Here is an 11,220-nt window from a genome sequence, read left to right as displayed (position 1 = left end):
CATCGTGGCCGCGGCATTGCTCGGCCCGCAGCGTGCTGCACGTCGGTGCGCCCCGAAGTACCCGTGTGCGTCGTACCGGTGCCGTCCCGCCTCCAGGTCCCCCCCCCCCGCTCGAGCAGCTGAAGCGCGGTGGCCGAGTGACGCGGTGGGGCGGCGGACGACCGCACTCGACAGCCGGCCCCCTCGGGGGGAGGCTGCGACGGTGGGCGTACCGAGCACCCGAGGCCTCGACGAGCGGGCACTGCTCGCCATGCGAGCGTCCGCGCTCGCCGAGGCGTTCCGCGCGGCCCCGGCGGCCCCGGCGGCCTCGCTGCCTGACGGGCGGGCCGACGGGGTCTTCCTCTGGGGCGGCGGCACGGTGCTCGCCCGCCCGACGGCGGCGGCCGTGCGGCTCGTGTGGCGCGGCAAGGTCGTCGACAACGGCCGGGGCCGCGTCGTCAACCGCGTCACGCCGCTCGGGCTGCGCCTGGTGCAGGCCGCCGTCGGGCCGGGGCCGAGCCGGGTCGACGGCCGCGAGTGCGTGGTGCTGGACTACTCGCGGACGTCCCTCGTCGCCCGGCTCGTCCGCGACGAGCTGCGGCCCGTCGCGCCCGGGCTCTACCTGGGCGCGGCCTGGCTGTGGCGGTGGCGGTTCGCCTGGTTCACCCTGCGGTTCCCCGGCTGAGCTCCTGCCGTTCGGGCCGTCGCCGGAAGGCTGTGGACAACTCGCCACCTGTGCACGATCACGGGGGAGGGAGGCCGGGCTGGTGGGCGGCCCCGACGGCGCGTCCGGCGGACGGCTTCAGCGCGCGGTGTGCCGGCGAACGCCGGTGACGGCGCCGCCCAGCCCGGCCACGCTCGGCACCCGGACCCGCAGGACCGACACGCCCTTCGGCGGCGCCCACACGAACGTCGCGCTGCCGTCGCGCGCCACCCGGGCGGCGGCGCGCTCCACCCAGGCCGAGCCGACCTGCTGCTCGAGCCGGACCCGGGTGCCGACCGGCGCGCCGGTCACGTACGCGGGGAACCTCGTCCGGGTTTTGGCCTTGCCCGTGCTCCGGCGGGCCGTCCACTCGGCGACCGGGACGACCGTGCAGACGCCGAGGTCCGCGCTGCCGGTGGCGCCGGCCACCGTCGTCACCTCCACGCTCAAGGGGCTGCTCGTCCGCAGCGGCGCCCGCAGGCTGAACCGTCCTTCGTGCAGGGTGTCGGTGGCGAGGACCTGCCCGGCCGAGACCAGGCGCACGGTGCCCTGCACGGGCTTGAGCAGCTGGCTCGCCGTGCCGCGGACGTTGACCCAGGCTCCGAACGGCAGGGGCGCGCCGCCGGTGCCCAGCTCGGCGGCCACCACGACCCCCTTGGGCACGACCGGGGCCGCGGGCAGCGGGAGCGCCGCGGGGACCGGGACGGGCACAGGGGCCGGGTGAGGTGCCGCGGCCGGGGCCGGCGGCGGGAGCGCGGGAGCGGGGGCAGGCGCCGGAGCCGGGACAGGGGCAGGGACGGGCGCGAGCACCGGGGCCGGGGTGGGAACGGGCACCGGAGCCGGCAGCGCGGCCGCCGGGGCCGGCGCCCGCACCGCCGCGAGGGTGGCCGCCGGGGGGCTCGTGACCGAGGCGGGCTGGCTCGTCAGGGCCGCGACCGGGTCCACCAGTCCGTGCCCGGTGGCGTCGTCGAGGCCCGGAGCCGCGATGTCGTCGGCGGTGGCCTGCAGATGTTCCCGGACCTGCTCGGGCGTGAGCTCCGGCCAGGCCCCGAGCACCATGGCGGCCGTGGCCGCGGCGTACGGCGCGGCCATGGACGTGCCGCTGAGCGAGGTGTAGCGCCGGCGCGGGTAGGTCGAGTAGATCGCCGACCCGGGCGCGGCCACGTCGATGTGCGCCCCGGTGGAGGAGGACGCCGTGCGCGCGTCTGCGGAGTCGGTCGAGCCGACCGCGAGGACGGTTGGGTACGCCGCCGGGTACGACACCGCGCTCGTCGTCGCGCCGTCGTTGCCCATCGCCGCCACGACGACAGCGCCCTGCTCCTCGGCGTAGCGGATCGCGCTCTCCTGCACCGGGTCCGAGGTCGCGCCGCCCAGCGAGAGGTTGAGCACGCGCGCACCGTGGTCGACGGCCCAGACGATGCCCTTGGCCACGTCGGAGCCCCAGGCGACGCCGTCGTAGCCGAAGACGCGCACGGGCATGACCTGCGCGTCCGGGATCAGGCCCGCGACGCCCGTGCCGTTGCCGACCTCGGCGGCGAGGATCCCCGCGACGTGGGTGCCGTGGCCGTTCGTGTCCGTGCGCCCGTCCCCGCCGTAGACCACGTCGGTCCCGGGCACGAGCACGCCGTCGAGGTCGGGGTGGCTCGCGTCGACTCCGGTGTCCAGCACGGCGACCATCGGAGGAGTGCCGTGCGGCAGCCCGCGTGCCTGCTCGGCCTCGAGCCGGTCGAGCGCCCACTGGCGCCAGCGGTACGTGTCCTGCCGGAACGCAGCCGGGCGGACGTCGCGCCGGTCGACCGAGGCGGCGACGACGGCGGGCTGCTCGTCCAGCACCTGGGCGGCCGCGCCCGCGTCCGCGGCCGCGACGTCGAGGGTGTCGACCTGCAGGCCGTCCTCGGTCATCGTCGAGACCGCCAGCCGGGTGGTGGGCTCGCCCTGCACGGGAAGGGCGCCCGCGAGCGCCTCCAGGTCGGCCGGGGGAAGCGCGCCGACCAGGCCGACCGGGAGCACGTCGGCGGCGGCGAGCTGGTCGCGGGCCTCGACCGCCTCGCCCGCCATCGCGGGGGCGGGCAGGCCGAGCAGGAGGACGGCCGGGACCAGGGCGGCCATCAGAGGCGCGCGCCGGCTGCCGTCCGCCGTGAGGCCGGAGGTCCTGCGTCGAGCGGTCACGTCCCAGGGGATCGGATGCCCGCGCCCCGCAGCCGCGACGCCGAACGGGTGAACCGGGCGCTAGACCTCCCTCGGCGCGAGCTCGGGGTGCAGGGCCGCCCAGCTGCGGCCGCCACGCTCGGCGGCCCGTGCCGGCGGGCGGCCATGGGGCTCGTCGTGCACGCGGCGCGGCAGCGGGCGGCGCCCGGGCGGCTGCTGCGGGGCCCGCGGGGCCTGCACCTGCGGGACGGGCAGCGACACCGGCTCGCCCGGGGTGAGCGTGACCGGCTCGCCGTGGTGGAAGACCTCGAGCTCCTCCGTCGTCTCCGTGCCGTCGGACGCCACCGAGTACGTCGCGCTCCTGCCGTCGGTCTCGACCCGGACCCGGTGGCCCCGGTGCCGGACGGTGAAGGCGAGCCGGGTGAGGCACTGGGGGAGCCGGGGGGCGAAGCGCAGGGTCGCCGCCTCGTCCCGCAGCCCGCCGAAGCCGTCGACGAGCGCGACCCACACCCCTGCCAGGGAGGCCATGTGCAGGCCGTCTCCGGTGTTCGACTTCAGGTCGTGCAGATCGGTGAAGGCGGCTTCGGCGGTATAGGCGAAGGCGAGGTCGAGATGGCCGACCTCGGCGGCCATGACCGCCTGTGTGCACGCCGACAGCGAGGAGTCCCGGACGGTCAGCGCCTCGTAGTAGGCGAAGTTGCGCGCCTTCTGCTCGTCGGTGAAGGCGTCTCCGCGCCGGTGGAGCGCGAGCACCAGGTCCGCCTGCTTCACGACCTGCTTCCGGTAGAGGTCGAAGTAGGGGAAGTGCAGCATCAACGGGTAGTCGTCGCGGTCGGTCTGCTCGAAGTCCCAGACCTTGAGCTTGGTGAACCCCTCGGACTGGGGGTGCACGCCGAGCTCGTCGTCGTAGGGGATGTAGACGGCGGCGGCGCACCGTCGCCACGACTCGGCCTCGTCGGCGGTCACCTCCAGGCTCTCCGCCTCCGCGGGGTAACGGGCGACCACGTCGGCGGCGGCGACGAGGTTCCGCTGGGCCATGAGGTTGGTGTAGACGTTGTTGTCGACGACCGCCGTGTACTCGTCGGGCCCGGTGACCCCGTCGATCCGGAACTCGCCCCTGGTCTCGTCGTAGTGGCCCAGCGACCTCCAGAGCCGCGCCGTCTCCACGAGCAGGGCGACGCCGACCTCGCGCTCGAACGCCACGTCACCGGTGGCGTCGCAGTAGCGGACCACGGCGTCGGCGATGTCGGCGTTGATGTGGAACGCCGCCGTGCCGGCCGGCCAGTAGGCCGAGCACTCGGCGCCGTCGATGGTCCGCCACGGGAAGGCGGCCCCGGCCAGCCGGAGCTGGCGTGCGCGGTCTCGGGCCTCGGGCAGGGTGTCGTAGCGCCAGCGCAGGAAGTCGGCGACGGCGCCGGGGGCGGTGCGCGTGAGCGGGGGGAGCACGAACGCCTCCGTGTCCCAGAAGCAGTGCCCGTCGTAGCCCGGGCCGGTCAGCCCCTTCGCCGGGATCGGGCGCCGCTCGGCCCGCGCGCCCGACTGCAGGACGTGGAAGAGGGCGAACCGCACCGCCTGCTGGAGCGCGGGGTCGCCGTCGAGCTCGATCTCGGCGCCCTCCCAGTAGTCGTCGAGGTACGAACGCTGATCGCTGAGCAGGCAGTCCCAGCCGGTCTGCTCCGCCCCGGTGAGGGCGGCGGCGACCTGGTCGCGCAGCGCAGGCACCGAGCGCTCCGCCGACCACCCGTAGCTCACCAGCTTGACCAGCCGCAGCCGCTGGCCGGGCTCGAGCGCGGCGGTGAACGTGACGCGTGCCAGGTCCGGGAAGGACTCGCCGCGGACGTCGACGTCCACCCCGGGGGGCGCGTCGAGCAGGTGCGACATCGCGGTGGCCACGCGCAGCCCGCTCTGCTTGGTCTCGTGCAGCAGGGAAGCCGACGTCCCGGCGGCGGAGTGCTCGATGCTGCGCAGCGGGTTCGCCAGCGCGGAGGAGACCCGCGGGTCGTCGTGGACCGGGCCGGGCAGCACCTCGTTCGCGACCAGCTCGGACTGCACGACCACGCGCGCGGCCGCGTCGACCGGCTCGACGACGTACTCGATCGCGAGGATGGAGCGGTGGGTGAAGGAGACGAGCCGGGTCGTGGTCAGCCGGACGGTGCGGTCCGCGGGCGAGCGCCACTCGGCCGTGCGCGTCAGCGTGCCTGCCCGGAAGTCGAGGACCCGCTCGTGGGAGATGAGGTCGCCGTAGCGCACGTCGAACGGCTCGTCGTCCACGAGCAGCCGCAGGATCTTGCCGTTCGTGACGTCGATGAGGCTCTGGCCCGACTCCGGATACCCGTATCCGGCTTCTGCATAAGGCAGCGGCCGGAGCTCGTAGACGGAGTTGAGGTACGTCCCCGGCAGGCCGTGCGGCTCGCCCTCGTCGAGGTTGCCACGCACGCCGATGTGCCCGTTCGACAGGGCCAGCAGCGACTCGGAGCGCGGGAGCAGCGGCTCGTGCAGCGCCGTCTCCCGCAGGCACCACGGCTCGACGGGGAAGACGTCCTCCTGCTCGGGCAGGTGGCGGTGCATCACACGCCCTCCAGCAGCTCGGCGAGGTCGCGGACCACGACGTCCGCGCCGTGCTCGCGCAGCGCGTCGGCCTGGCCCACCCGGTCCACGCCGACGACGTGGCCGAAGTGGCCCGCGGCGCCGGCGGCGACGCCGGCGAGCGCGTCCTCGAAGACGGCCGCCTGGTCGGGGGAGGCCCCCAGCGCCTGCGCGCCCGCGAGGAAGGTGTCGGGGGCCGGCTTGCCCGGCAGCCGTCGCTCCTTCGCGACGACCCCGTCGATGCGCGCCTCGAAGAGCCCTTCGATGCCGGTGACCCGCAGCACCTCCGCGGTGTTGGCGCTGGAGGACACCACTGCGGTCCGCAGCCCCGCAGCGCGCGCGGCCTCGACGAAGCGGACGCTGCCGGCGTACACCTCGACGCCGTCCTCGCGGATGCGGCGTTGCACGATCTCGTTCTTGCGGTTCCCCAGGCCCGCCACCGTCTCGACGTCCGGCGGGTCGTCGGGGTCGCCCTGCGGCAGCTCGATCCCGCGGGAGGCGAGGAAGGAGGCCGTCCCGTCCGCGCGCGGCTTGCCGTCGACGTGCTCGTCGTAGTCCGTGACCGGGTCGAACGGGACGAACTGCTCCCCGTTGCGCTCGGCCCGCCGCTGCAGGAAGGTGTCGAACATCTCCTTCCACGCAGCCGCGTGCACGGTGGCGGTGCGGGTGAGCACGCCGTCGAGGTCGAAGAGGCAGGCACGGATCGTGGGGGGCAGGTGCAGCCGTTCGTTGCTCATCGAAGGACGCCTACCCAGCCCCCACGGGCGCTACCCGCTCAGCGCACGGCGGCGGATGCCGGCGCGAGCAGGGCCTGGGCCGTGGAGTCGAGCAGCCCCAGCACCTCCGGCGTGGTCAGGGCGGAGAAGGAGCCCGCGGGCCCGTCGAGGGACACGCAGCCGACGACGCGGGGAGTCGGCCCGGTGTCGTCCACCACCGGGGTCGCGACGACCACGGCGTACTTGTCGCGGACGTCGACGAACTCGTCGTAGCTCAGCCCCTGGCGCACGGCCGCGGGCACCAGCGCGTCCCAGTCCTCGCGCGTGCACGGGAGCAGCGCGCGGTAGACCGCGTCGAGGTCCGCGGCGACCACCTGCCGCATCGCGACGCAGGACCCGATGACGCCGACGCCCGGCCTCCACTCGATGCCCGACGCACCCGGGCGGTGCCGCGGCCGCACCCGGTGCACCCGGCGCAGTCTGGGCGGACGCCGGCCGCGCCGTCGCTCGAGCCGGTATGCGGCGATGCCCAGGTCCCGGTAGTCCAGCCCGGTGGCGTCCGCCACGGCCCAAGCCGTGGACGTCAGGGCCCGCTCGGTCCGCTCCACCTGTGCGGCCAGCCGGCGCGCCCGCCAGTCCTGGACGGCGCCCGCGCTGGTCGAGCAGGCGGTGAGCACGGCCGACACCAGGACAACCGCCACCAGCACGGGCTGCTCGGGGGACCAGACACCGGCCGTCCGCAGCGCCAGCGCGGCGACGGCCGCCGCTGCCGCGACGGCGAGGCCGACCCGAGCTAGCAGCACCGCCCGTCGGCTCATCCCTCACCTCCGGCGCCGAAGCTAGCGGCCGGCACCGACAGTGACGGGGTGCTCGTCGACGGCCTGCTGGCCTCGATGACCGGGGCCGACGTCCGTGCGCAGTGCCTTGGTCAGGGACGCGACGGCCACGAGCAGCACGAGGGCGAAGGGGAACGCCGAGACGATCGACGCGGTCTGCAGGCCCTCGAGCCCGCCTCCGACGAGCAGGACCGCGGCCGCGGCGGAGATCAGCACGCCCCACGCGACGGTGACCAGGCGGTGCGGGTCCCGGCCGCCCGGCGTGCTGAACGAGCCCAGCACGAACGTGGCCGAGTCCGCGCTCGTGATGAAGAAGGTCGTCACGAGCACCACCGCGCCGGCTGCCGCGATGGTCCCGCCGGGTAGCCCGTCGAGGAGCGCGAAGAGCTGGGACTCGGTGCCGAGCCCGCCGAGGGCTCCGGAGTCCCGCTCGGCCAGGACGCCGGCACCTCCGAACACCGAGAACCAGAGGCCGCTCATCAGGGTGGGCACCGCGAGGACGCCGGCCACGAACTCCCGGATGGTCCGCCCGCGGGAGACCCGGGCGATGAAGCTGGCGACGAACGGCGACCAGGAGATCCACCACGCCCAGTAGAAGATCGTCCACTGATTGATCCACGTGCTGCGGTCCGCGTCGAACGGGCCGGCTTGCAGGCTCATGGTCGGCAGCTCGGTCAGGTAGCCGCCCAGGGTGGTGGTGAAGACGCCGACGAGCGCATTGGCCCTGCCGCTGGTGACGAGCACGAAGCACAGCAGGCTCAGCGCGAGGACCATGTTCGCCGCCGACAGCCACTTGATGCCGCGGCCGATGCCGGACAGGGCCGAGGCCAGGAACAGCAGAGTGACGAGGGCGATCACCGCGAGCTGGACGCCGTCGGAGACGGGGATGCGGTCGTCGAGGGCGGCCAGGCCGCCGTTCACCTGTGCCGCACCCAGGCCTAGCGAGGTGGCCACGCCGAACACCGTCGCCACGACGGCCGTGACGTCGACGACACGGCCGAGGGCCCCGTCGGCCCGAGCGCCGAGGACGGGCCGCAGCGCCGCGCTGACCGTCGCGGGGGCGCCCTTGCGGAAGCGGGCGTACGCGAGCGCGAGCGCGAGCGCGGCGTAGATCGCCCAGGGGTGCAGGCCCCAGTGGAAGAACGAGTAGCGCAGCGCCTCCCGGGCCGCCTCGTTCGTCCCCGGGTCTGCCTCGGGCGGAGCCGTGTAGTGCGCCACGGGCTCTGCGACGCCCCAGAACACCAGGCCGATCCCCATGCCCGCGCTGAAGAGCATCGCGAACCACGCCCGCGTGGAGTACTCCGGCCGCTCCTCGTCCCCACCGAGCCGCACGGTGCCGAAGCGCGAGACCGCGAGCGCCACCACGAGCACGAGCACCCCGGAGGCCGTCAACAGGTAGAACCAGCCGAAGCGGTCGACCAGGAAGGCCCGGCAGGCGGCGGCGGTGTCAGCCAGCGAGTCCGCGGAGACGGCGCCCCAGGCGACGAACGGCAGGACGATGGCAAGGGACGCCCAGAAGGCGGGGGAGACTCTCGGCACGGGCAGGTTCCCTCCGAAGGAGACGGCATGTCATTTGCTCTCAGCAACCAGCATGCCAAGCCCGCCGGGCTCCAGCGGTCGCGAGCGTCCGCCCTGTCCCGGCCGGTTCCGGCCGTCCGCGGGGGGTAGGGGCCGCCGCACAAGGACTCGAGGAGGCCCGCGTGACGGACACCATCTCGTCGATGATCGGCTCCCATCCGGGGGAGATCGGCTTCGACCGCGACCAGCTCGCCGCCGCGATCGCCGCGCTGGTGGCCTGCAGCCAGGCGTGCACGGCCTGCGCCGACGCTTGCCTGAGCGAGAGCTCGGTCGCCGAGCTCACCAAGTGCATCCGCACGGACCTGGACTGCGCGGACATCTGCGCGACGACCTCTCGGGTGCTCTCCCGGCACACGGAGTACGACGCGGAGATCACCCGCACGCTGCTGGAGGCGTGCGTGACCGCTTGCAGGACCTGCGCGGAGGAGTGCGAGCGCCACGCCGGCATGCACGACCACTGCCGCGTGTGCGGTGAGGCGTGCCGTGCGTGCGAGCAGGCCTGCCGCGGGCTGCTGCGCTCGATCGGCTGACCGGGGGGCCCCGGAGGCTTCAGCGGCCGGGCGGCGTACCTGCCCTCGCGCGACCCCCGCAGGGTCCAGGGCGAGACGCGCGGCTGCCCCGCGGCTCACGACGAGGACGCGGCCTGTCGATTCGCTGGGAGGAGGCGGGAGACGCCGCTTGTCGTGCGCCGCAAGCCGCTCGCAAGCCGACGGCAGCAGGGAGCGGCCACCGTGGGGGCGCGGCCGGCGAGACGCGCCGGCCGGGACGAGGAGTCCTTCATGCCCCGCACCATCCGCCGCGCCGTGCTGGCCGCGGCGCTGCTCACCGCGCTACCGCTCGTTTCGCCTCCGCCCTCGGCCCTCGCGGCGCCCGCGGCCACGTGTCACGGACAGGCCGCGACCGTCGTGGGGACCGACCGCGCGGACCGCTTGCGCGGGACCGCCGGCCGCGACGTCATCGTGGCCGGGGCAGGCAACGACGTCGTGCTCGCCGGGGACGGGATCGACCTGGTCTGCGCCGGGCCGGGCAACGACACGGTGGACGGAGGCCCGGGCCAGGACACGCTCTGGGGCGGCCCCGGCAACGACCTGCTCAGCTCCAACACCGGTGGCCGCGGCGGTGCCCTGCACGGCGAGGAGGGCCGCGACACGCTGCTGGCGCAGGCGCCGGGCGTGAGCCTGGACGGGGGAGCCGGTCGGGACGTGCTGCGGACGATCGCCGAGGCCACGAGCATGCTGGGCGGCGCGGACGCGGACCTTATCGCGGGCGGCCCGTACGCCGACCGGATCGAGGGGGGCGACGGGGACGACCGGATCGACGCCGCGGGCGGCGACGACCGCGACGTCAGGGGCGGCGCGGGCAGCGACCGGATCGACGGTGGGCCGGGCCGGGACACGCTGCGCGGGGGGCCGGGCGACGACGTCCTGCGGCTGGGCCCCGGGCCCGGGTTCCTGCTCGGCGACGAGGGCAACGACCAGCTGGTGGCGGGCGACGAGCGCGCCGGGCTCTATGGCGGCATCGGGAACGACGTGCTGAAGGCGGGCCCGGCCGGCGGGCTCGCGCAGGGCGACGCCGACGACGACACGATCCTCGGCGGCGCGGGCGTCGACGACATCGACGGTGGCAACGGCGACGACGTCATCCGCCCGGGCGGTGGGGACGACGAGCGCGTCAACGGCGGTGCGGGCAACGACAGGATCGTGGGCGGGCCGGGGGAGGACGTGCTGCGGGGCGGTCCCGGGGACGACGTCATCACGTCCGGCTCGGCGAAGCACGGGACGATCCACGGTGACGCGGGACGCGACACCCTGACGGCCACCGCCCTGGGCACCGACGTCTTCGGCGGCCCTGACGCGGACACGCTGCGCTCCACAGCTGTGGCGGTGGCGCTCGACGGGGAGGCGGGCGACGACGTCATCACCGGCAGCAAGCACCCCGACTACATCAAGGGCGGCGCCGGCAACGACCGGATCGACGCGCAGGGCGGCAACGACCTCTCCGTCGACGGGGGGCTGGGCGACGACACGCTTCTCGGGGGGCCCGGCAACGACTCGCTGCGCGGTAGCGCCGACAGCGACACCTGCGACGGAGGCCCGGGCAGGGACGTCTGCGACGGGGGCTCGCCGGGCGACCCCCGCAAGAACACCCCGCGCGACCCCGACCGCTGCACGGCGGAGACGCAGAAGAGCTGCCGGGGCGGCACCGCGGGCGCGTTCAACGGCAGCGCGTCCGGCACTGTCACGTCCGGCGGCATCACGGAGTCCTGGTCGGCGGCCTTCACCCTGCGGGAGGACGGCACGACGGGCGGACTCGACGGCGACGCCACCATCGCCTGGTCGATCAGCGGAACCGGCCGCGACGGCTGCAGCTACGACGGCGCGGCGACGCTCGCCGGCAGGGCCGGGCTCACGCTGTGGGAGCCGCTCGGCCAGTACTCCGCGCAGGTCTGGCCGGTGAAGGAGCGCGAGATCGAGGTGACCGAGAGCTGCCCGCTCACCGGCACGCGCACGATCACCATGTGGCCGCTCAACACGGACGCAGCGAGCACTGGCATGGTCGACCTGCCCAAGGACCCGACGACCCTGTCGGGGGAGCGGACGTACCACCCGATGAAGGACGAGTCGGTCACCGCCACCTGGAAGTGGGCCATCTCGGCGGCCTGACCCGTCCGTAG

At 75.1% G+C, this 11,220-nt stretch carries 8 protein-coding genes; 3 read left to right on the top strand and 5 right to left on the bottom strand.

The features are described 5' to 3' along the window. Window positions 1-202: 202 nt before the first annotated feature. Window positions 203-664 carry a hypothetical protein gene (locus G9H72_RS19510; RefSeq protein ID WP_166174215.1) on the top strand — a complete coding sequence of 154 codons (462 nt, stop codon included), beginning with the start codon at window positions 203-205 and terminating at the stop codon, window positions 662-664. 117 nt (window positions 665-781) lie between these two features. On the opposite strand, the gene G9H72_RS19505 is transcribed toward G9H72_RS19510, so the two are convergent. Genes G9H72_RS19505 through G9H72_RS19485 form a run of 5 tightly spaced genes read right to left on the bottom strand, consistent with a single transcriptional unit; the run spans window position 782 to window position 8,507 of the window. Beyond that, window positions 782-2,851, bottom strand: a complete 2,070-nt coding sequence (locus G9H72_RS19505; protein WP_166174278.1) for a S8 family serine peptidase — start codon at window positions 2,849-2,851, stop codon at window positions 782-784. 60 nt (window positions 2,852-2,911) lie between these two features. Beyond that, window positions 2,912-5,398 carry a glycoside hydrolase family 65 protein gene (locus G9H72_RS19500; RefSeq protein WP_166174285.1) on the bottom strand — a complete coding sequence of 829 codons (2,487 nt, stop codon included), beginning with the start codon at window positions 5,396-5,398 and terminating at the stop codon, window positions 2,912-2,914. Further along, entirely contained in the window at window positions 5,398-6,153 is a 756-nt protein-coding gene (locus G9H72_RS19495) for a beta-phosphoglucomutase family hydrolase (protein ID WP_196791421.1), read from the bottom strand. Before G9H72_RS19495 ends, G9H72_RS19500 begins: the two co-directional genes overlap by 1 nt. Window positions 6,154-6,191: 38 nt before the next feature. Then, on the bottom strand, window positions 6,192-6,950 hold the full coding sequence (locus G9H72_RS19490) for a hypothetical protein (protein ID WP_166174277.1): 759 nt from the start codon (window positions 6,948-6,950) through the stop codon (window positions 6,192-6,194). Window positions 6,951-6,971: 21 nt separating this feature from the next. Next, window positions 6,972-8,507, bottom strand: coding sequence for a BCCT family transporter (locus tag G9H72_RS19485; protein ID WP_166174276.1), 1,536 nt, complete (start codon window positions 8,505-8,507; stop codon window positions 6,972-6,974). Window positions 8,508-8,689: 182 nt separating this feature from the next. Here G9H72_RS19485 and G9H72_RS19480 point away from each other — a divergent pair, with 182 nt between their 5' ends. Continuing rightward, window positions 8,690-9,076 carry a four-helix bundle copper-binding protein gene (locus G9H72_RS19480; RefSeq protein ID WP_166174281.1) on the top strand — a complete coding sequence of 129 codons (387 nt, stop codon included), beginning with the start codon at window positions 8,690-8,692 and terminating at the stop codon, window positions 9,074-9,076. A 249-nt stretch (window positions 9,077-9,325) separates the two neighbouring features. After that, entirely contained in the window at window positions 9,326-11,209 is a 1,884-nt protein-coding gene (locus tag G9H72_RS19475) for a calcium-binding protein (protein WP_166174275.1), read from the top strand. Window positions 11,210-11,220: the final 11 nt, after the last annotated feature.

The sequence above is a fragment of the Motilibacter aurantiacus genome (assembly GCF_011250645.1).
In the GTDB taxonomy this organism is placed as follows: domain Bacteria; phylum Actinomycetota; class Actinomycetes; order Motilibacterales; family Motilibacteraceae; genus Motilibacter_A; species Motilibacter_A aurantiacus.
This window is presented reverse-complemented; position numbering and strand designations above follow the sequence as displayed.